This is a genomic window from Flavihumibacter petaseus NBRC 106054 (assembly GCF_000974785.1).
Taxonomy (GTDB): Bacteria; Bacteroidota; Bacteroidia; order Chitinophagales; family Chitinophagaceae; genus Flavihumibacter; species Flavihumibacter petaseus.
In genome coordinates this window covers 94,183-114,902 of record NZ_BBWV01000002.1, presented here as the reverse complement: position 1 = coordinate 114,902, position 20,720 = coordinate 94,183, and the positions used below count along the sequence as shown (strand labels likewise).

General features: G+C 52.2%; 18 protein-coding genes. 12 read left to right on the top strand and 6 right to left on the bottom strand.

The window, feature by feature from the left end; all coding sequences use genetic code 11:
* Positions 1–12: 12 nt before the first annotated feature.
* Entirely contained in the window at positions 13–876 is an 864-nt protein-coding gene (locus FPE01S_RS10305) for a LamG domain-containing protein (RefSeq protein WP_046368954.1), read from the bottom strand.
* A 61-nt stretch (positions 877–937) separates the two neighbouring features.
* Positions 938–3,199: a DUF5703 domain-containing protein gene (locus tag FPE01S_RS10300; RefSeq protein ID WP_046368953.1), complete on the bottom strand. Its 2,262-nt coding sequence runs from the start codon at positions 3,197–3,199 to the stop codon at positions 938–940.
* A 153-nt stretch (positions 3,200–3,352) separates the two neighbouring features.
* Here FPE01S_RS10300 and FPE01S_RS10295 point away from each other — a divergent pair, with 153 nt between their 5' ends.
* The 11 genes from FPE01S_RS10295 (at position 3,353) to FPE01S_RS10245 (ending at position 14,437) form a co-directional block, all read left to right on the top strand.
* A complete protein-coding gene (locus FPE01S_RS10295) occupies positions 3,353–3,784 on the top strand; it encodes an RrF2 family transcriptional regulator (RefSeq protein ID WP_046368952.1) in 432 nt (143 codons plus the stop codon).
* A 9-nt stretch (positions 3,785–3,793) separates the two neighbouring features.
* On the top strand, positions 3,794–4,189 hold the full coding sequence (locus tag FPE01S_RS10290) for a group III truncated hemoglobin (protein WP_046369784.1): 396 nt from the start codon (positions 3,794–3,796) through the stop codon (positions 4,187–4,189).
* A gap of 110 nt (positions 4,190–4,299) precedes the next feature.
* Entirely contained in the window at positions 4,300–4,746 is a 447-nt protein-coding gene (locus FPE01S_RS10285; RefSeq protein ID WP_046368951.1) for a DUF1569 domain-containing protein, read from the top strand.
* Positions 4,747–4,770: 24 nt separating this feature from the next.
* Positions 4,771–5,280 (top strand): hypothetical protein, encoded by a 510-nt coding sequence (locus tag FPE01S_RS10280; RefSeq protein ID WP_046368950.1) that lies wholly within the window; start codon positions 4,771–4,773, stop codon positions 5,278–5,280.
* Between the two features lie 133 nt (positions 5,281–5,413).
* Entirely contained in the window at positions 5,414–6,133 is a 720-nt protein-coding gene (locus FPE01S_RS10275; RefSeq protein WP_046368949.1) for a hypothetical protein, read from the top strand.
* Complete coding sequence (locus FPE01S_RS10270) at positions 6,130–8,916, top strand: TonB-dependent receptor (RefSeq protein WP_046368948.1); 2,787 nt, start codon at positions 6,130–6,132, stop codon at positions 8,914–8,916. The genes FPE01S_RS10275 and FPE01S_RS10270 overlap by 4 nt, the downstream gene beginning before the upstream one ends.
* The gene (locus tag FPE01S_RS10265) at positions 8,916–10,070 is read left to right on the top strand and encodes a DUF4249 domain-containing protein (RefSeq protein WP_046368947.1); all 1,155 of its coding nucleotides are present in this window, start codon (positions 8,916–8,918) and stop codon (positions 10,068–10,070) included. Before FPE01S_RS10270 ends, FPE01S_RS10265 begins: the two co-directional genes overlap by 1 nt.
* 2 nt (positions 10,071–10,072) lie before the next feature.
* Entirely contained in the window at positions 10,073–11,773 is a 1,701-nt protein-coding gene (locus FPE01S_RS10260; RefSeq protein WP_046368946.1) for a hypothetical protein, read from the top strand.
* Positions 11,774–11,820: 47 nt separating this feature from the next.
* Positions 11,821–12,861, top strand: coding sequence for a DUF6340 family protein (locus FPE01S_RS10255; RefSeq protein ID WP_046368945.1), 1,041 nt, complete (start codon positions 11,821–11,823; stop codon positions 12,859–12,861).
* 23 nt (positions 12,862–12,884) lie between these two features.
* Entirely contained in the window at positions 12,885–13,994 is a 1,110-nt protein-coding gene (locus FPE01S_RS10250; protein WP_046368944.1) for a calcium:cation antiporter, read from the top strand.
* Between the two features lie 29 nt (positions 13,995–14,023).
* On the top strand, positions 14,024–14,437 hold the full coding sequence (locus tag FPE01S_RS10245; RefSeq protein WP_046368943.1) for a VOC family protein: 414 nt from the start codon (positions 14,024–14,026) through the stop codon (positions 14,435–14,437).
* Positions 14,438–14,777: 340 nt separating this feature from the next.
* Here FPE01S_RS10245 and FPE01S_RS10240 read toward each other — a convergent pair whose 3' ends face one another.
* Together FPE01S_RS10240 and FPE01S_RS10235 are read right to left on the bottom strand one after the other, a co-directional pair.
* On the bottom strand, positions 14,778–17,828 hold the full coding sequence (locus FPE01S_RS10240; RefSeq protein WP_046368942.1) for a PVC-type heme-binding CxxCH protein: 3,051 nt from the start codon (positions 17,826–17,828) through the stop codon (positions 14,778–14,780).
* Positions 17,829–17,874: 46 nt separating this feature from the next.
* Complete coding sequence (locus FPE01S_RS10235; protein WP_046368941.1) at positions 17,875–18,567, bottom strand: molybdopterin-dependent oxidoreductase; 693 nt, start codon at positions 18,565–18,567, stop codon at positions 17,875–17,877.
* A 63-nt stretch (positions 18,568–18,630) separates the two neighbouring features.
* On the opposite strand from FPE01S_RS10235, the gene FPE01S_RS26325 reads away from it, so the two are divergent.
* Positions 18,631–18,762, top strand: coding sequence for a hypothetical protein (locus FPE01S_RS26325; protein ID WP_281176199.1), 132 nt, complete (start codon positions 18,631–18,633; stop codon positions 18,760–18,762).
* Positions 18,763–18,834: 72 nt separating this feature from the next.
* Here FPE01S_RS26325 and FPE01S_RS10230 read toward each other — a convergent pair whose 3' ends face one another.
* Positions 18,835–19,791: a TIGR01777 family oxidoreductase gene (locus FPE01S_RS10230; protein WP_046368940.1), complete on the bottom strand. Its 957-nt coding sequence runs from the start codon at positions 19,789–19,791 to the stop codon at positions 18,835–18,837.
* Positions 19,778–20,638: a thiol-disulfide oxidoreductase DCC family protein gene (locus tag FPE01S_RS10225; protein WP_046368939.1), complete on the bottom strand. Its 861-nt coding sequence runs from the start codon at positions 20,636–20,638 to the stop codon at positions 19,778–19,780. Before FPE01S_RS10225 ends, FPE01S_RS10230 begins: the two co-directional genes overlap by 14 nt.
* Positions 20,639–20,720: the final 82 nt, after the last annotated feature.

Sequence of the window (20,720 nt, the reverse complement as noted above, 5' to 3'; positions counted from 1 at the left end):
ACCGGGAAATGCCTACCTACCTGGTTTCAGATTGGGCTTGCCGAGGTAGTCGATTTCAGAGGAACCTAAGGCGCGGTTGTACAAGCGGAATTCATCGATCAGTCCGTCGAAGTATACACCGTCTTTCTTCCACCAGGAACCAATGGTCAGTTGTGACTGTTCACAATTATTGGATATGTTGAAGCCGGCCTCATTGGCATCAACCAATTGCCGGTCGATATACAGGAAAAGTCTTCCATTGTTAAAAATGGCAACAAGACTGTGCCATTCATTCGGGGTCAAATGATTGCGGCCACTTACTTCAATGGACCGATCATTTTCCTGAATAGCCGAGCAGGCATACTTTAAGGGGCGGCCTACTGCAAATCCGGTTGTCGCATCAGCATACAGTCCCAAATTGAAATGGAATGCGGTGGCTCTTTCATAATTCACATGACTGGCGAGACAAAGTCTCTTTCCACCGTTATTCATTTTAAACAATAGCGAAACAGAAAACTGGTCACTGTACAACCGGCCATGATCATTCACAAACAGGAAATCATTCACGCCGTCCAGTGATGCAGCCGCGTTGGCATTGCCAGCCGTATCGGCTCCCAGGCCGGCACCATTCATCCCAGTGAGGTCAAACCCATTGCCGGACGCATCTCTGAAGTCGCCGGAAAAAGGATAATAGGCCATGAGTCCGGCTTTCAGGCTGGAATCAATCACACCAACTGTATTCCGGAAATGTACAGTGTCTTTCAGGACAGGGCTTTCTAAATACGTGAGTGTATCCGTACCGGCATCCGGGCTTGCACGCCTTTCGTTGCAGGCTGCAAAGCAGAGCTGCAATACGATCAGTGCGTTCAGCAGGATATTGATTTTACGATAAGGCATTGCCAGTGAAATTAGATACAATGACTGAACTTAACAAAACCGCGAAACGCGCGAAACGCGATCACTTCCCAGGTATTACCACATCCTTTTTGCGGGACACCGGGAACACATCCATCTGCGCGATCTTATTTCCGTCACTTTTCACACGAACCACGGTATTATCAAAAGCATGCAGCTTGAAATCCACTTTCCAGGAAGCAGGAAAGGCAGGCAGTATGAAAATGCGGGTGTCTACGTTCTGCAATAACATCTGCTGCAGGCCCATCGCCAGCACCCCGCCGTTATCGAAGTCAGGAATATAGTCACTGCCCGGCTTCCAGAATGCTGGAAAACGAACGGCGGTATCGAGGGAGTTCACATTCCTGGCTATATATGTTTTGGCAAGATCCGCACGACCGAGCAATGCCGCCTGGATCACATCCTGCGTCCAGCAATTCGTCTGTTTGAACTGTCGCGCGTCAAATGTATTGTTTGCGAGTTCAATGTCGGGGCGGCCCAATCCATACAATTTGAAGGGAAAAATCACATAACACTCCGGGTTCTCTGAATTGCGGTTTTGTCCGTATTCTTCAGCGGGAAGGATCCGTTTTTTATCGGGGGACAAAGCAATGGCAGGCAGCGCCTGCAGGCAGCGGTTCCATTCTTTGGTGAGCGTTGCCGGTACCAGTGTTGATGGCAGTGCATTCAGCTGCGTAATCGTATATCGCAACCCCGAGATGTAGTCAGTTGGATTCAGGCAATCCCAGAACTGTTCTGTCGCATTGGCGGGAATAAAGCGTATCGTGCCGTTGATGCGTGGCCAGTGCTGATCAAAAAAACGGATCGCCTGGGTGGCGAAGGGGATCATGGTTTCCTTCACAAAAACCGTGTCGCGGGTATGTGCATAATAATCGAGCATTTCGGAGAGCATCTCCAGCGCACCCGAAAAATGATAACGGATCCAGCGGGTCTGGGGTGCTTTGCCGGTATTGTTCCAGCCCCAGTCGTCCTGGATGTACATGCCGAAGAAATACAGGGTCTCCGGGAAGAATGCGCCCCCGTGACCATAGTACTGTTGGGTGATATCAGTCTGCAGCGGCAGCATGTTCTTGTACATATTGAACCAGGGAGCCTTCAGGTCAAAATCCCCGGCTGCGGTCATCGGCCAGTACAGCAAACGCATGTTCTGGTACCAGAAGCCTGGCCCCCAGCGGCGGAAATCACCGTTCCTGCCATCATAGTCGAATGTCAATGCACCACCGTTGTATTTCACCGGGTAAGCACCCCGGCTCTGGCAGGCCATCAGGTAACGCTGAAGAATATACGCCCTGGTGGTGTTGATGGCGCTGTCGTCGCCGGAGAGAAAGATCCAGCTGCGGTTCCAGAACTGGTCCCACCAGGTGTGGTGCGCCGCGAGGGACTGCTGAGATGAACTCGTTTTGGTGTTATCCAGCAGGTCAGACAGTTGTTTGTCCCACGCCGTTATATTAGGTGTTTGTGCCGTAAGGGCGGTAACAGAAATTTCGAATTGTTTTGAAGGCACTCCTGAGGCCAGCGTACTATCATTCACCGGGCGCATATTCGTACCAGTTAGTGCGGCGCCAAAGGTGCGGTTCAGGTAGGGATCGCGATAGTTGCCGATGAAATGGGCTACCTGCTGTTTCGCCAGGATCGTGTCGAACCAGGAAGTCTCGTTACGGTGGTACCACTGCACCCGGTCGCTTTTTTTCACCAGTACATCCGCGCTTTCAGATGGCTTCACGGGGCTGTCGATCAGTCCGCGGAAACTTTCGGCCAGCGGATCATTGCCGCCGGGCAGCCGGTAAATCTCCGGCCGCATAATCTCGGTGGTGCAACTGACTGACACCGCATGGGCAGCATTGACAGCGACACGCACAACCGGCTGGTTGGCGTCAATCCAGATATGCAGCTGCACCTCCTTTCCTTTCTCACCTGCTGTGATCCTGATACCACCCTGGTGCAGGTCGAGCGTCTGTAAAAAACCCGTTTCTTCAGTAAAGGGATTGGGAGAGATGGCTACCCTGACCCTGCCGATCTTCAGCAGGCGCATCGCTTCGCTCCAGGAATCGGACTTCCCGATATACAGCATAAGGTCCTTACCCTTCTCCACCCACACATTTGCGGTGACGTCTCCATTCCCTAATGGCATACTTGCCATTGAACCGGTACTGCTCATGGTCGTCCAGCTGACATTGTACTGGCTAAGTTGTTGGGCGATTTCGGAAGGAAGAGCACCGGCGGATTTCTGGGCGGCAGATTTCTGTGCAGCTGCAAACTGCAGCGCAAAGAGGGCTAATACAAGGATGGGGAGAATTTTCTTCATGGAACGAAAAATATGTAAGCAATTGATGCTCACGAAAGTAGTGCGGCGGAATTAACAATCCGCTTAATTAATGCCTAACCGTAGCGAAATGATCAAAAATAATAGAGGATATTTTCATCCTTTATTAACCCGCGGGATCGTAATTTTGCATGCATGTTTTCAAAAACAGCGGAATACGGTATTAAAGCCATGCTTTATGTTGCCCGGAAAAGCAAGGGTGATGCCAGGGCTGGGGTGAAGGAAATTGCGGCAGCGATAGATGCCCCGATGCCTTTTACCGCCAAGATTCTGCAGGAACTCAGCCGCATGGACCTGATCAGGTCACTTAAGGGGCCCAATGGGGGCTTTTACCTTGAAGGAAGGGATTTCAGGATCTCCATCGGACGCATCGTTCAGGCGCTGGACGGCGACAAGCTGTTTACCGGCTGTGCGCTGGGTCTGTCTGAATGTTCCGCCTCCCGGCCCTGTCCCCTTCACCACGAATTTGTAAAGATCCGGCAGGATATCAGCGATACGCTGAACCGGTCGCGGATCGGCGATTGCAGCGCTGCCCTGGAACAGGAACTAACCTTCCTGAAACATTAAATGACCATCATGGAATCTAAAAAAGATATCACTACGCTTACCGATATACAGCTTCTCGTCAACAGCTTTTATGGCAAGGTTCGGGAGAATGCAGTACTTGGACCCATTTTCAACGGGGTGATCAAAGACAACTGGCAAAGGCACCTGGAAAAAATGTACACTTTCTGGCAAACAGTATTGCTGGAAGAACGCACCTATGAGGGACGACCTTTTCCGCCGCATGCAAAACTGCCGATTGATAAAACTCATTTTGATACCTGGCTGGGCATCTGGACGGCTACCGTAGACGAAAATTTTACCGGTCCGGTGGCCGATGAAGCAAAATGGCGCGGCAACAAGATGGCGGAACTGTTTCTTTATAAACTTGAATACTTCAGGAACGGAAGCGGGCAGGCGCTGGTATAAAGCCCTCCAACTATATTAGTTGATTTGCCGAGGTAGTTAATTTCACAGGGACTCAGCGCGCGGGTATATATTATTTTTGCAGTATAGCCAACCTGTAAATCATTCCTGTTATGAAATCAATTCACGATGCCGGCGTGCGCGGGGACCTCATAGCCCGCATCAGCGCCCTCACCGGTGACAGCCAGCGGCAGTGGGGCAAAATGAATGTGTATGAGATGCTGAAACACAACCTTGCCTGGGAAGACATGATGTGGGGCAGGAAGGTTTACAAACAGGTGCTGATCGGAAAGGTTTTCGGTAAACGCGCCCTGCGTTCCGTACTGAAAGATGAATCGCCCCTTAGCCGCAACTCCCCTACGGTCGGCGACCTGAAAGTTAAACTGGCCACCGGCGACCTTGAAGCGCTCAAGCAGGAATGGATCAAAGGCATCGCCGCTTACGCGCAGTACAACAATCCAACGTTTGTACATCCATTTTTTGGCGCAATGAGCCATGAACAGATCGGCTACTTTGTGTACAAACATGCCGACCACCACTTGCGGCAGTTTGGCCAATAGCGTAACTTTGGTACAAACCTGCTGATGAGAAGTTTCCTGTTGTGTATCGCACTCCTGGCGGCTTTCTGCTGCTTTAGCCAGCAGAAAGCGCCCGCGCTGAAGAGCCACGCCGGTGATCCCGTAATTTTTGTGGACAGTGTAAGGACCTCCATGGAGAACATGAAGAAGGTGAATGCAGAAGATATCGCCCGCATCAATGTGTACAAAGACTCAAGCGCTGTGAGGCTGTTGGGGCAGGAGGGCCGTTATGGCGCCGTGTACATTGAAACCAATACCTTTATTCAGACGCGGTACTGGTCACTTTTCAGCCTCATCTCCCTTGACTATGCCCGCGCCGTGCCGACCCCAGCCTGCGACACTGCCGTCGCTTACCAACTCAACAATACCTGGCTCACCCGAAGACCCTATACGGATCTTTCCGCTCTGCACCGGGATAGTATCCATAGTATTAAAATCATCGACAGCACTACCCTTGTCGCACAATTCCGGATACAGGACAAAAAACACGGCGTAATGATCACCACGCGGCACTGAAATTATCTTGGTAGAAGTAAAAACTACAGAACAAACTGCATTTCGTACAGTACAGCCGGTTAGTTGCAGCAGTTTACACATTTGGAATTAATTTATAGTAAATTGTCTGATAACCCAAAGCGCCTATCCTGTCATGAGAAAATTACCATGGGCCTGGTTGCTGCTTGTTCCTTTCGCTAACGGAAAGGCACAAACGCCATTTAAAGATACCAGCGCACCGTCTCCCCTGCTCTCTGTTTACCTGCAGACCGTCAACAACCCATCCGATCTCTATAACGGCCGCACCTATCATGTTGACTTTCCCCTGCTTTACGGCAATGATCATCCCTTCCTTGATACCAATACTTATCAAACCGGCAGTGTGGTGTATTTCGGGAAACTTTTCGAAAACCTCCAGCTCAAATTTGACCTGATGAAACAAACGGTGCTGCTTCAGCATTCCGAAACCGATGAGGGCCTGGAATTCCAGGATGGTGCGCTGGACCGCTTTACGATCGGCGGCCACCGCTTCCTGCGTATCCGTGATTCATCAACACTGCAGCCCGGCTATTACGATGTATTGTATGATGGCACCACGACCGTGCTCGCTACCTACCGGAAAGAAATAGGCGGTGAAAGACTGGTGGATCAGCGGCTGTTGTATTACCTGAATCCCCAGATCAATCGCTACTATGTACTGCACCGGGGCCAGTGGTTCCGGGTAAGAAACCAGAAAGGACTATATGAAGCACTGGGTGATGCAACGAAAGTCCTTAAACCATATCTCAGGCGGGAAGGATTATCCTTCCGGAAAAAGCCGGCTGAAACCGTTATTGCTGCTGCCCGCTATATGGATCAATCTTCCCCCAGATGAAAAAATTACTGGTAATACTGACCCTGCTTGTTGCAGGCATTGCCACGGCACAGGACACGACGTTCCGGCCGCCGGTGCTGGACCAGCGGATCAGCATCAGCCTCGACAGTGTCAACCTGCAGACCTTTGCAGAAGCCATCGAGAAGCAGGTGCCCTGCCGCTTTTATTTTGATGCCCGCCAGATGGACAGTTTCCTCGTGTCCGTCCTCATCCGGGATCAGTCGCTCCAATATGTGCTGGACAAAGTTTTTGACAGCACGGGCATCAGTTATGTGGCGGATGAACAGAACCGCATATTCCTGACGGTTGGCTTCACAGTAAGCCTGCTGCCCGGAAAGGCGCCGCCGCCGGTTCCCAAAAAATCTGCTGTTTCGGGAAGGGAAGTATTTGCCACTTCCCGCATCAGCGAAGTGGGGCACCAATACATCACTCCCACCCGACTGGCGATGGATGACAACAAAGTATTTGAAGTGGGACTGAAAACAGAAACCATTGGAGCCGGACTGGCTACCGTTGCCGGTTATGTGCGCCAGTACAACACGGGCGAAGGTGTGGCCAATGCCTCAATCGTACTGGAAGGAACGCGCACCGGCATTATGACCGATAAATATGGCTACTATTCTTTCACGCTTCCCAAAGGAGAACATACGCTGAAAGTGAGCAGCCTCGGCATGACCGACGCGCGGCGGAAGATCGTGCTGTATGGCGATGGCAAACTGGAGATCCGCATGACACCTTACGTGGCCAGCCTCAAGGAGGTAACCGTGATCGGATCGAAGTCCACCAATGTGAAAGGCAACCTGATGGGGGTGCAGAAGATCAATATCAAGGTGGCCAAACAGTTGCCTTCGCTGTTTGGTGAAACCGATATCGTACGGGTGATGCAGATGCTGCCGGGTGTTACTTCCGCCAGTGAAGGATCTACCGGCATGAATGTGCGCGGCGGCTCCGTGGATCAGAACCTCGTGCTGCTGGATGGCGCCACCATCTTCAACCCGGCGCATTTTTTTGGTTTCTTTTCCGGCTTCAATCCCGATATCGTGAAAGACGCCGAACTGTATAAGAGCAGTATCCCGGTGAAATATGCCAGCCGCCTGTCGTCAGTACTGGATGTGATCAGCCGCGAAGGCAACCAGAAAAAACTGTCGGGGTCCATCGGACTGGGGCTGCTCAATGCCAGGGCGACGCTGGAGGGGCCGTTAGGGAAAAAGACCACGTTTATCGCCGGCGCCCGCACCACCTATTCAAACTGGCTGCTGCGTGCCCTGAACGATCCTGCCTATGCGAACAGTTCGGCAAGTTTTTATGATGCCAACCTTGGCATCACGCATGCTATGAATGAGCGCAATACTCTCTATTTTACCGGTTATATGAGCGGCGACCGCTTCCGCCTGGATGGCGATACCCTGTACCGGTATGGTAATATTAACGGAGTGGTCAAATGGAAACATAATTTCAACAACCGCTTCTCCAGCTTATTGTCCGGCGGTATCGACAGCTATAAATTCCGGATGGAAAGTGATCGCGGTGCACCCAATGATTTCACTTTCGAAAATGCCATCAAACAATATCATGGCAAACTGGACCTCACCTTCATGCCGAATGCAAAACACCGGTTTGAAGGAGGATTATCGGGCCTGATGTATGACCTCCAGCCGGGCAACCTGGCGCCTGCCGGGAAGGGACTGACCATTCCCAAAACCGTGATGCCCGAAAAGGGCCTGGAGCTGGCTGGTTATCTCAGTGACCAATTCACGATCACGCCGGACCTGTCGCTTCATGCCGGCGTACGGTACACCTGGTACAGCTATCGCGGTCCCAGGGACGTGTACGAGTACCAGCCGGGTGTACCCAGGGAGATCTCCAGCATTACCGACACGATACATGCCACCGGGAATATCCAGACCTGGCAGGGACTGGAACCAAGGATTGCCTTGCGGTACATGCTTAACAACAGCACCAGTTTCAAGTTATCGTATAACCGTACCCGTCAGAACATCCACATGATGAGTAATACCACTGTCGTGAGTCCCACGGATATGTGGAAGCTCAGCGACAGTTATATCCGTCCGGAGGTGGGTGACCAGTTTTCTGCCGGGTTCTACCAGAATTTCCGGGAGAACACGATCGAGGCTTCGGTGGAGGGTTATTACAAGCGCATACAGCATGCCGTTACCTACAAGAATGGTGCGACACTCCTGCTGAACAATCACCTGGAAACTGATGTAGCCAATGCCTCCGGGAAGGCGTATGGCGTGGAACTGCTCGTGAAGAAAACAGCCGGAAGACTTACCGGATGGGTCAGCTATACCTGGTCGCGCACGTTGTTGAAAATGGATGACCCCCTGGTGGATGATCCTGTTAACAAGGGCAATTATTTCCCGGCAGATTACGATAAGCCGCATGTGGTGAACTTCATTGGCAATTACCGTTTCTCCCACCGGTTCAGCATTTCGCTTACCACAGCCTACAGCACAGGGCGGCCCATCACGTATCCCGTCGGACGTTACTGGATGAACGGGTCGGTGCGGATGTATTATTCCGACCGGAATGCCTATCGCGTTCCTGATTATTTCCGTACGGATTTCAGCATGAATATAGAAGGCAGTCACAAGGTAAAGAAGCTGGCGCACAGCAGCTGGACGATTGGTTTGTACAATGTGACCGCCCGGCGGAACCCGTATTCTGTGTATTTCGTTTCAGAAAATGGCCGCGTACAGGGCTATAAATTATCGATCATCGGCACAGTGGTACCCTATGCCTCCTACAACGTTAAATTCTGATGAAAAAGATATTGACCATTGCCGGTACGATTTTGTTCCTGGTATTCGCGTGCAAGGATAAATACAATCCACCATTGTCAGGCGAAGCAGCAAGATTGCTGGTGGTTGAAGGGATCGTGATGGGTGGCGCACCGGCACCCACGACCATTTTCCTGTCGCGCCTCGCGAATTTTTCGGACTCTACACCCAGGCCGCTGGAAAGGAATGCAACCATTCAACTGACGACAGGAAACGGCGGCAATTATCCCTTCCGGGAAGCCGCACCGGGTGTTTACCAGACCGATACCCTGACCATTCCAATCGGCACCATCTGCCAGTTGCACATCACCACTGCTGACGGCAAGGAGTATGCGTCGGATGAAGTGGAGATGCTGCCTGCCACCAATATTGATGAAATCAATTATCTCCGCAAGAACCAGGATGTACACTTCTATGTGAACGCGCATGGTGAAGCCAATGAACCACGGTATTATTTCTGGAAGTTTGAAAGCACCTACGAATACAACTCCCAATACTTTCTCTTTAAGAAGTTCATTACCGCAGACTGTACCATGGTGAATCGTTCCACTGAAGAAGCCAACCTGTATTACCGGTGCTGGAAGAGCGATCCGCAGACCACCATTGCCGTGGCGAGCAGCGCAGGCCTGAGCGATAATGTAATTTACCAGGCACCCCTGCATGAAATTCCTTACAGTGATATCCGCATGGACGTGGGATACAGTATGCTACTGAAACAATATGCCATCAGCGAAACAGCCTACGCTTACTGGAGTAACCTGCGCAAGATCACGGAAGAACTGGGCGGCATTTTTGGTCCACTTCCGTCGGAAGTAAAAGGCAACCTGCATTGCCTGACGAATCCCGAAGAAGCCGTGATCGGGTTTGTATCAGCATCCAGTGAAAAAGAAAAAAGGCAATTCTTTTACCGTCCACCCGACTGGCAATATTTTTTCAACTGTGGGTTGCCCGACTCCGCCAACAATATGAATACCATGCTTAAACCAAAGCTGTACACCCTTTTCGGACCCAAGGGCGGATGGCCGGTTTATTTCAACAACAATCCTTACGACACCCCGGGCGTAATGTACAGCCGCATGTGCATTCAGTGTGACCTGCGGGGCGGCTCAAATATCAAACCACCATTCTGGCCCTGATCATGAAAAAATATTTCGCCGTTATACTACTGGTCATAACCGGGCTGTCGCAAACCAGCGCACAGGTAAAACCGGCAACCTTACCTGAGGAACGGATCGTGTTACAAACCGATAAGACTGTTTATCTCGCGGGGGAAATGATCTGGCTGAAAGCTGCCTGCTATACAACTGGATATGACAGGTTTTCACCGTACAGTACAGTGGCCTATATCGAGTTGCTGGATGAGCAGAACCGTTCGCGCTGGCAGATCAAGGCCGCCCTGGTGAACGGCGTGGGCGAAGCTGCGGGGTTGTTGTCGGAAGATATTCCGACCGGCGTGTATACTCTGTGTGGTTATACACGGTGGATGGAGAATTTTGGCCCGGTTGTTTTCTTCCGGAAGTCTGTTCTGGTGATCAATAGTTTTCAAAAACCCGATAGCATAAGGTTTCCACCGCCAGCGGCGGCAACAGGACATGAGGCTGATGTGATCAACCTGGAACTTACTTCGGCACATAGCGCTTTGGGGCTCCGCGAAAACAATGCTGTTCAATTCAATTTGCCGCCCGGGGTAACGGTCTCTGCTGCGGGTCTGAGCGCATCGGTTCATCGCCTCGACAGCTGGGAAACTTCGTCTTTCCTTCCGGCAAAGGTGCCGGCTGCAACGGTAATGCCGGATACATTTCCTTATCCCCCGGAACTGGTCGGTCCACTACTCACCGGAAAGCTGACCAGCAGGCAAACAGGCCGGCCTCTGCCAGATAAGGACGTGATCCTTTCCATACCCGGGTCGAAGCCCTGGTTCGGCGTAGTGACCAGCAACGCGCGTGGACAATTTACTTTTGAAGTACCCCGGTACTTTGGCGATGGCGAGGTGATTCTGCAGCCATTTCCTAAAGACAGTGCCCTGGTGCAAATCAGTATTACAAGTCCCTTTTATCCGCATACCGTAATCAGCAACGAAACATTATCGCCGAAAATGCCGCTGACGGCTGGTCAGCATGCCGACATGCGCCAGCGTCACCAGGAGATCCAGCTGTGGCAGGGTTATGCCGCACGTGAGCTCCAGGAATATCAGAAAATCCTTTTGAAAGATACCCTTCCTTTTTTCGGCCCACCGGATGAAGCTTTCCTGCTCGACGACTATACCCGGTTCACCACCATGGAGGAAGTGTTCCGGGAGTATGTATTGTCGGTGATGGTGCGCCGCCATCGCGATGGCCTGCACCTGCTGGCACTGGACAAACGGGGGGCGCTGTTCTTCGAAGATGATCCATTTCTGCTGCTGGATGGCGTGCCGTTGTTCAACAACAACCGGTTCTTTGCATATGATCCGCTGAAGCTGAAGCGTGGTGCAGTACTGGCCGGTCCCTACCTGTACGGCGAGCACCGCTGGAACGGCGTGGTGTTCCTGCAAACTTACCGCGGCGACCTGGATGGCTTTCCACTGGAAGATTACCTGACTGTACGCAATTACAACGGTATGAGCCGTCCCCGCAACTTCTTTTCACCCCAATATGCGGCGGACAGCCTGAAGCAAAGCCGGCTTCCGGATTTCCGGGAAGTGTTGTACTGGAATCCACGGTTAGCTGCAACCGCGAGCGGGAAGGCAGGATTTGAATTTTACACCGGGGATGTGCCCGGAAATTACCAGGTAGTAGTGGAAGGTATCAGTTCGAAAGGGGAACTGATCCAGGGTAAAATGACCTTTTCGGTGAAGTAACGGAGGCAGCTGCGGCAATATTTGCCCGCCGACAGCGTTCCGGTAATATGAAAAACCCCGTATACCTGCTGAGCCTGACCCTGTTCCTTGGTGCCTGCAGCTCCACCAACCTGGTTCATATCAGTGTTCAGGAACCCGCCGTGGTTTCCATTCCCCGCGATGTGCGGGCAGTCAGCATTGTTAACCGCAGTATGGCTGCAGAAGAAAACAAAGTGCTTGACCAGATCCACCGCACGATCAATCTCGAAAGTAAAAGCCTCATTGACGAAGGTGGTAAAGCCTGTGTAAACGGGCTTGAAGAAGAGATGGTGGCGAACAACCGCTTTGAACGTATTGTGAAGCTTGACTCCACGAACCTCCGCAGTTTTGGAGCCGGCGTATTCCCTGCGGCGCTGAACTGGGAGCAGGTGGAAAAGATCTGCCGGGAGACCAATACCGATGCGCTGTTTTCCCTCGAATTGTTTGATGCCAATACCAGGGTTGATTATGCCGCTTTGCCTGGCGTGATCAAGACGGGGATCAGCAATATACCCGCAGTGACCAGCAGTGTGACCATGAACACGACGGTGCGTACCGGATGGCGTTTGTATTACCCCGCCACCAAGCTGGTGCTGGATGAGGCCTATACCAACAAGAATCTGCAATTCTCCGGCAAGGGAATTAATCCTGCTGTTGCCGCCGATGCGCTGTTCCAGAAAAAAGAAGCGGTGAAACAGGCAGGCAATGAAGCGGGGCATATTTATGCGACCCGCATCGATCCCTACTGGATCAGGGTGACCCGTGATTATTATGTGCGGGGCAATGACCAGTTCGGTGTTGCCAAACGTAAGGCGCAGACAGGCAACTGGGACCAGGCAGGCAAGATCTGGGAAGAACAGACAAAAAGCAGCAGCAACAAGGTTGCAGGCCGCGCCTGTTACAATATGGCCATTATCAGTGAGATCAATGGCGACCTCGATGGCGCCATCAGCTGGGCTCAGAAAGCGTATGAAGATTACCGTGTAAAAATCGCCCTGAGGTATGTAAATATGCTCCGGAACCGTAAAGTACGCAACGAGGTTTTGGCAGCGCAGCAGGGAGTAAATTGAGCGGCATGGCCTATATTTAGGTAATGGCGCATGAAGGAATACTGCATAAAAAGTTCAATATTGCACTACCGGGATGGAGTGTGATCGGGCCGTTCCTGGGCGGCATCCTGTATTTTTTGTCTACCGACAAACCAGGTCCGCTACTGCTGGTGCTCATGGCAGTTTTCCTGATCGCAACGGTACTGTCTGCCGTACATCATGCGGAAGTGGTTGCGTACAAAGTGGGTGAACCCTTCGGCACGCTGATCCTGGCCCTGGCAGTAACCATTATTGAAGTTTCCCTGATCATTTCCCTGATGCTGAGTGAGGGCGCTGAAGCTACTGAACTGGCCAGGGACACGGTTTTTGCCGCGATCATGCTGATCCTTACCGGCATCATCGGGATCTGCCTGCTCGTGGGCAGTTATCATCACCGCGAACAGCTGTACATCAAGCAGGGCGTCAGTACCTCGCTGGTTACGCTCACTGCAATTGCTGTACTGACCATGGTGCTGCCGAATTACCTGGTAACGCAACCCGGACCGTCCTTTTCTTCCAAGCAACTCATTTTTGTTTCCATCACTACCCTCATCCTTTATGGTGGTTTTATATCTGTACAGACCGTACGGCACCGTAATTATTTTCTCGCTGATGATACTGTGGCAGACGACCACCACGATGATCACCATACGCCAAACAGTGCCACTACCATCGCCAGCCTGGTTTTGTTGCTGGTGGCGTTGACTTTTGTAGTGCTGCTCTCCAAGAAGCTGTCTCCCACCATCGAGGAACTCGTGCTCAACTGGGGCGCGCCGCAAAGCATTGTCGGCATTATCATCGCGGCCATTATCCTGTTGCCTGAAGGCCTTGCTGCACTGAAAGCGGCACGAAAGAACAGGTTGCAGACAAGCCTGAACCTGGCGCTGGGGTCGGCACTGGCGAGTATCGGGCTGACCATTCCGGCTGTTTCGATTATTTCGCTCGTTTTTGACTTTCCCATTACCCTCGGCATCGATGCCAAAAGCACCCTGTTGCTTATCTTATCGCTTTTTACGATCGGCCTTTCTTTCAGTGCAGGTAAAACCAATATTCTTCAGGGTATTGTATTGCTGGTGATCCTCGCCACCTATCTTTTTACGACGCTTGTGCCCTGACATCGCCGTAAATTTGTAAAAAGGACTATATGAATGCTACGATGCCCGAATCGAGTATCATACCGGTACTCTCCTACCCTGATATTGATCTTGCCATAACCTGGTTATCTGCCCATTTTGAATTCCTCGAAAGATGGCGGGTGGGCGATCATCGCGCACAACTTTCCTTCGGCAACGGCGCAATCGCCATCAGCAAGGGCAATGGCGCCGGCAAAGAACAGCAAAGCATGTCACTGATGGTGCGTATTTCCAATGTACAGCATCACTACGAGCGTTCTGTTGCAGCAGGACTCACCATCCTGCAGAAGCCCGTGGAATTTCCTTACGGGGAAAAACAATATACCGTACTGGATATCGGCGGCCATGTATGGACCTTCAGCCAGACCATGCGCGAAATGGCGCCGGAGGACTGGGGAGCGGTTTCTGCAAGACATTTTCAGTAGGAAAAGCACGCAAAGGTTTTTGGTGCACGCAATGTTTTTCACGCAAGGGCGCGAGCGCCCCGCAAAGATGCAAAGGCGCAAAGGAATTTCGCCTCCATGATCGCGGAGTTGCTTCAGCTGGTGAAAATATCAGCAGATTTGAAACATCACTGGCTGGCTGTAGTTATGTGGAAGAGTAGGAAGAAATGAATACGAATAAATTTTTTCCTTACCTCCTTTCAATTAATATTCCTCCTGGCGGCTTTGCCTCTTGGCGTTTGCGAGAAACAGCAACGAGCGCAGCGAGAAATGCTCTTGCTTGCGCAAGTGGTGGCAGCTGCAGGGGCAAAAGCGCATGAGATTAGTGTTTTTTCAGGGAACCGAGGTAGTCGAGGAGGTTTGCCATATCCTGCAGGCTCATCTGCTGATAGAGATTATCGGTCATCATTGATTTTTTGAGTTGTGTCATCGTTTTGACGGAGCTCGTTTTCAGTTGCTGTTTGCTGCCACCAGGGAATTTGATTTCCAGGTCAGTTTCAGTTTTGCTGCTCAGGATACCCGATAAGCTGGAGCCGTCTTTCAGTTTCAATTCCCAGCCTTCATATCCAAAGCTGATGCCGGCAGAAGGCTGCGTGATCGCCCGGTACAATTCTTCTTTAGGAAGTTTGCTGCCGATTTCGGAGAGCGCGGGACCAAAATCAAATCCTTCTGTTCCTGCTTTGTGGCAGAGTCCGCACTTGCTGGTAAATACGGTGTGTCCCGCGGCGATATCGCCCTTCAGCGCTTTCAGTTCGGCAAAGGCAGGTGGTGCGGTGGTGCCATCTTTCTGACTGCCTTCAGGAAGGTAGGATGCTGCTTCTTCTTTTACTGAACCTCTCCAGGCGCCGCCAACACTTTGCACCACGAGGGGGATGTATTGCTTCGGAACCTTACCTGCCTTCAGTAAGGTCAGCACGCGCTCCTCACCGGACCAGCTCCAGCCGATCATTCCGGCAGCAGCTTTGCGCAGTGTGGAATCATATTGTTTGCTGGTCACAACGTTTTGCAGGATATCGAGGGAAGCCGTGTTGCCCACACCAGCCAGTGACCGGAGGAGGGCAAGACTGGCAGCAGTGTCTTTACCATTGATAACACTTTTTATGGAAGGAGTACCGTCCTGTTGCAGGAGGCAGGATGCCGCATCACGTCCGAGTGGTTCTTTGGATTTCTGCACCGCCATCTGCAGCAGCTCGCTGTTCCTGTGTTTTACTTTATAGCGGCCTGTCATTTCAATAAAGGCAGCAGTACCGCGGAGACTGTCGAGCACCTGATCAAGTGCCTTCATGGCGACGGGAGAACTCCTTACAGACGGTATATCGAGTGCCTGCAGCACGAGCCGGTTCCCTTCCAGGGAATTGCCCTGTTGTTGTTCAAGCAGTTTCAGCAGGGCCGGATATTTCGCACGTCCTTCGAGAAAATCAAATGCCCTGAAATACCGCAGCCTGTTTTGCAATGGTGTATTGTTGTCGGCAGCAAGTTGTGCCAGCAGCGGGATGGCCTTGTCTGTTCTTGCACGCCAGATGATATCCCGGCCTGCTGCAGTGGCAAGTGGTTGCTGGTTCGTAGTCAACCACTGGCTGAAGAAAGGGCCCCACTGGCCTTCTGCACCGATACCCAACGCTTCCAGGTACCAGCGGTCGATGCCGTCATGTGCATTCGCGAGGGTCGTCCACAACGATGGACCATCTGCGCCTTTGTAATGGTAAAGCGCGAGTGCTGCTTCGCGGCGTACCTCGGCGGAGCGGTCATTGACAAGGGCAGGCAGGATCGTATCAAGACCAATACTCTTTTTTGTAACGGCCGCACGGATGGCCATGCTGCGGATGTTGCTATTGTCGTCGGTTGCTGCCTCACGGAGTAGGCTAACCTCATTTTTGGTATCCTTGTCGAGAAGTATCCAGAATGCGCGCGCACGCATTCGCGGACCAGCGCCGGTTTGTTTCCAGTGTTGTTGGAGTGCCGCAGTGGCCGAATCTCCCATCTGTAACAGTGCCGTATATGCGAGATATCGGGTGGCGAGGTTGGGACTCTCCAATGCCTGCATAGCACTGTTGAGTTGTTTGTAGTTATAACGTTCTGTTTTATAGGGATGGCCTTTCGGGGCCACGCGGTAAACACGTCCGCGCACCTGGTCGCCGGCAGCATGCCCGCCAACACCCGGATCATACCAGTCCGCTACCATCAGGGAGCCATCTGGTGCCACGCAAATGTCAGCCGGACGAAACCAGGGATCCTTGTCGCCTTTCAGGATATTTTCTGTATTGGCAGTATACCCGGCGCCCGCAGCTTGCACCTGGTAACTGCGCACCACATTGGGTCCCGCATCGCAGTGGATCAGCTGGCCGTGAAATCTTTCGGGGAACAAATTGCCTTCATAAACCACCATACCTGTAGGCGAACCGGCGCCTGTCTGCAGCAAATTGGGTACAACACCCGGATCGTTGAGGTGCCAATGGCGTAAGGGAATGGAATCTTCCATATTGGTGCGGTTGCTTTGCCATCCTGCGCCTGTCATTTCATCCGTATATCCATATTTTCCATGCGGGAAAATTGCATTGATCCTCGTGCCTTTATTGCCATCATCGTCATTATCGCTCTGCCATAATGCGCCGTAGCTGTCCACCGCTACTTCATACGGGTTGCGAAAATTTTCCGCCAGCACTTCCACCTGGCTGCCGTCCGGATTGCAGCGAAGGGTTAGTCCCTGCCGGTATTGTTTTCCATCGAGGATCACTTTTCCTTTGGCATCCTTCAGGGTTCTGGCTTCGTTTCCGAAGTTGAAGTACAGTTTTCCATCGGGGCCGAAGGTAACCGCGTGCGCCCCGTGGTCATGCTGTTCGCCACCGATGCCCTGGAAAAGGATCTCCTTGCGGTCAGCTTTGTCGTCGCCATCACTGTCGTAGAAGGACCAGATATAGGGGCTTTGAGAGATGATGACGCGGTTGCCCAGCACAGCAATGCCGAGTGGGGCATTGAGCTCGGGGCCCTGGTAAAACACTTTTGAAGTATCCGCTTGTCCGTCACCGTTAGTATCTTCCAGTATGACGATCCTGTCGCCCAGTGCATTGGTCGGATTGCCATTGATGGCGGGCCGGTAATTGTACGCTTCGGTAATCCAGACGCGTCCGCGGTCATCCACATCCATATTAGTGGGATTCTGCAACATGGGTTCTTCGGCGAATGGTGTTACCACTAATCCCTCTGCCACGGTGAGGCCCCGCAAGGCATTTTCAGGAAGATGTTTTTGTTCTTCCGTTAGGGTGTCTGTTTTAGTTGTGGTTGAAGTGTTGCTTTCGGGCGACTGGCAGGCGGTGATGGCCAGCAGGCACGTGAAGCAAAGGATGATCGGGTTGCGGAGCAGTTGAATTGGCATTGATCGTTGAAAGTGCAGGTCAGGAAATTTGAATGATAGGTGTTGTTCAGCTGTAGCGGTCATTGCGCCAGGGATAAGCTGTATTGGAGTAGCCGCGTTCTTCCCAGAATCCGGGATGGTTGACTTCAAGGAATTCGATGCGGTTGATCCATTTGGAACCTTTCCAGGCATAAAGCTGGGGCGTGATCATGCGCACGGGGCCGCCATGCTCTTCCGGCAAAGGTTTGTCATCAACGGTGTGCACGAGCAGGACGTCGGGCTTCAACGCCTCTTCGAGCGAAAGATTGGTAGTATAGTCGTCATACCCGTGGCAAAGGATGAAAGCCGCGTGTTGGGTTGGTTGTACCAGCGCGGCCAGGTCGATGAAGCGCACACCTTTCCATTGAAGCCCGAAACGCGACCAGCTGGTGACGCAGTGAAAATCGCTGGTATCTTCCGTTTGCGGCAGGTCCATAAATTCTTTCCAGCTGAGGGTGACGGGATGCTCAACAGCACCATCCAATTTCAGTTGCCAATCCTCCGGAGCGATTTCCGGCTGGATACCAAGGTCCAGCACCGGCCATTTTTCGGTGGCAATCTGTCCAACGGGAAGGGAGGGCATGCCGTGCCGGTTGAGTGGCCCCGTGCCCATGGGGCGCTCGTCTGACAGGGAAGGTGTGAGGCGCATCTTCTCCTCGAACCGGGCTTTCAGTTTCATCCTGGCCGCGACTACCTTTTCCAGTTTTCCGGAATTCTCCATAATTGTCAATTTAACAATTTTAGCCGACAACCCATGATTTTGTTGTAACCGTTAATTTTAAGCATGCGTAATATTCAACTGATGATGCTGCTCGTGGCGGCTGGTTGCTTCACGGTTGTAACAACATCTGCATCACCCCTGGCAAGAGACACCACGCCCGGAACCATCAATGCCGGGGGCATCATGGCTTTCTAAAACGGCAGGTTACAATTTCGCTTGCCGGAACTGACCGATGCAGCTGCTGTTGTGATTTACTGAGGAAAACAGTCAGGCATAGGCCGCGGCCAAAGGCCGCACGGCTAGCAGGTCGTCAATTGCGGCTTTGGCGGTTCCGTAATGAAACTGAAACCCTTCTTCGAGCAACCTCGCCGGTCGCACCCACCTGCTCTTGAGGATAAGTTCCGCTTCTGTATCAGCCAGGCAGGCGGCGGCTTCGAGCAGCCATTGGGGACAGGGCAGTGAGAACAACGTACCGTAACTTTCGCTGAGCAGTTTCATGAACTGACAGTTGCTAACTGCTTCTGGTGCCGTGAAGTTGTAAATGCCAGAAGCTTCCGGTTGATGCAGCAGCCATTCGACAGCACGCATCACGTCCCATTCGTGGATCCAGCTGATCATTTGTTGTCCCGTGCCCTGGCGCCCGCCTAGTCCATACCGAACGAGCTGCAGCCATTTCCGGAAAGCGCCGTCTGCACGGCCGAGTACGATGCCCATGCGCAGCGCAATCTTGCGCGTACGGGGTGTATTGGAATCAAAGAAGGTCTTTTCCCAGGCCCGCACCACATCCACTGAAAATCCATAACCGACAGCGCCTGAATGTTCGTCTTGTGGACCATCTTCTGCATGGCGGTAGATGGTTGCAGAACTGGCATTGATCCAGACTGCAGGCGGGCATTCCAGTGCTCGGATCGCCTCACCCAATGCAGCGGTGGACTGAATGCGGGAAGAAAGTATTACTGCGCAGTTTTCGGACGTATACCGGCAGTTCACATTCTTTCCGCAAAGGTTGATAAGCAGGTCAGCGCCTTCCAGTGCCGCCGTCCATCGTCCGGTGGCGGACCTGCCATCCCATTGAACAGTTTCAATATTGCCAACCGATGTGGCCGGTGTTTTGTCGGATCTTGTCAATACAATGAGCCTACTGGTTTTCTCCCTGAAATAACGGCAACACAGTTGTCCGATATAACCATTGCCTCCGGCAATGACGATCTTATTGTAGTACATAAATACAGATTAATAATCGGTAGAGGAGCCAGCCGCAAGACAGTAGGGCCGGCAGATGAAGCAGCCTGGTTCTGCGCAGGTGTTCGGCAAACAAGGCAGCAGCAACGAGCAGGAAGCTTACCAGGAAAAATGCGGGTTTTGCATTTAAGACAACGCCAATCAGTAGCGGCAGCAGCAAAGCGAGGGCACCGGCGAAGGAAACGGTCATCAGGTTGCCCAGGTAGTTCCAGAAACAGTGCCGGGTTCGGTTGATGTTTCCAAGGCTAAGCAACAGGGTTCCCTGGAAAAGCATTTGTGCTCCGCAGAGGAGATACTCCCTGTACCAGGGTCCTGGTGGTACGAGCGGCTTCATAAAAATGGCATAGCGTGAAAGGATGAATGCAGTAAGCAGCCAGGCAAATAGCAAGAAGGCGATCCGGTAGTGAAGGCGGAAGCCTGGTTGTAGACCAACTTCACTCAGATCCGGTTTTTTGCCGTTAACAGTGGCAGCCGCACCCGGAATGATCACCCTGCGGTTATAGGACACGAAGGCGTATGCTTTTTTGAGGAACCAGACAATCGGGCGGGGCGACAACAGGATGCGCAGGGCCGGGAAGGCGGTACAGATCACTTTCAGCAGGCTGTCGATGCCGTAAGTCACCTGGCCAGTCCGGGTATCGATGAGGGCGATCTCGTTTACTGCACGTTGCCTGTCCAGCAGCGGGCACGCGGCGATTGCCTGCTGGTCCTGGTAAGGTTTCCGGCCACCGGCGTCGAGCATACCGGAGTGAACAAAGGCGCTGGTGTAAACGCGGCAAAGGGGGCATTCGGCGTCGTAGAGGATGACATGGTGGCGAAGTGTTTTCATAATTGACAATCAATGAAAATGAGGAAATACTGTCCGCCTTAACGTTAGACAAATATACAATAGTTATCCAATTTTCAATCTT

Coding starts and splice junctions, on each gene's coding strand:
- FPE01S_RS10245 (WP_046368943.1), top strand. CDS start 14,024: ATGAATGCTACGATGCCCGAATCGAGTATCATACCGGTACTCTCCTAC.
- FPE01S_RS10265 (WP_046368947.1), top strand. CDS start 8,916: ATGAAAAAGATATTGACCATTGCCGGTACGATTTTGTTCCTGGTATTC.
- FPE01S_RS26325 (WP_281176199.1), top strand. CDS start 18,631: ATGCGTAATATTCAACTGATGATGCTGCTCGTGGCGGCTGGTTGCTTC.
- FPE01S_RS10285 (WP_046368951.1), top strand. CDS start 4,300: ATGAAATCAATTCACGATGCCGGCGTGCGCGGGGACCTCATAGCCCGC.
- FPE01S_RS10295 (WP_046368952.1), top strand. CDS start 3,353: ATGTTTTCAAAAACAGCGGAATACGGTATTAAAGCCATGCTTTATGTT.
- FPE01S_RS10275 (WP_046368949.1), top strand. CDS start 5,414: ATGAGAAAATTACCATGGGCCTGGTTGCTGCTTGTTCCTTTCGCTAAC.
- FPE01S_RS10270 (WP_046368948.1), top strand. CDS start 6,130: ATGAAAAAATTACTGGTAATACTGACCCTGCTTGTTGCAGGCATTGCC.
- FPE01S_RS10235 (WP_046368941.1), bottom strand. CDS start 18,567: ATGGAGAATTCCGGAAAACTGGAAAAGGTAGTCGCGGCCAGGATGAAA.
- FPE01S_RS10230 (WP_046368940.1), bottom strand. CDS start 19,791: ATGTACTACAATAAGATCGTCATTGCCGGAGGCAATGGTTATATCGGA.
- FPE01S_RS10260 (WP_046368946.1), top strand. CDS start 10,073: ATGAAAAAATATTTCGCCGTTATACTACTGGTCATAACCGGGCTGTCG.
- FPE01S_RS10305 (WP_046368954.1), bottom strand. CDS start 876: ATGCCTTATCGTAAAATCAATATCCTGCTGAACGCACTGATCGTATTG.
- FPE01S_RS10250 (WP_046368944.1), top strand. CDS start 12,885: ATGGCGCATGAAGGAATACTGCATAAAAAGTTCAATATTGCACTACCG.
- FPE01S_RS10255 (WP_046368945.1), top strand. CDS start 11,821: ATGAAAAACCCCGTATACCTGCTGAGCCTGACCCTGTTCCTTGGTGCC.
- FPE01S_RS10280 (WP_046368950.1), top strand. CDS start 4,771: ATGAGAAGTTTCCTGTTGTGTATCGCACTCCTGGCGGCTTTCTGCTGC.
- FPE01S_RS10225 (WP_046368939.1), bottom strand. CDS start 20,638: ATGAAAACACTTCGCCACCATGTCATCCTCTACGACGCCGAATGCCCC.
- FPE01S_RS10290 (WP_046369784.1), top strand. CDS start 3,794: ATGGAATCTAAAAAAGATATCACTACGCTTACCGATATACAGCTTCTC.
- FPE01S_RS10300 (WP_046368953.1), bottom strand. CDS start 3,199: ATGAAGAAAATTCTCCCCATCCTTGTATTAGCCCTCTTTGCGCTGCAG.
- FPE01S_RS10240 (WP_046368942.1), bottom strand. CDS start 17,828: ATGCCAATTCAACTGCTCCGCAACCCGATCATCCTTTGCTTCACGTGC.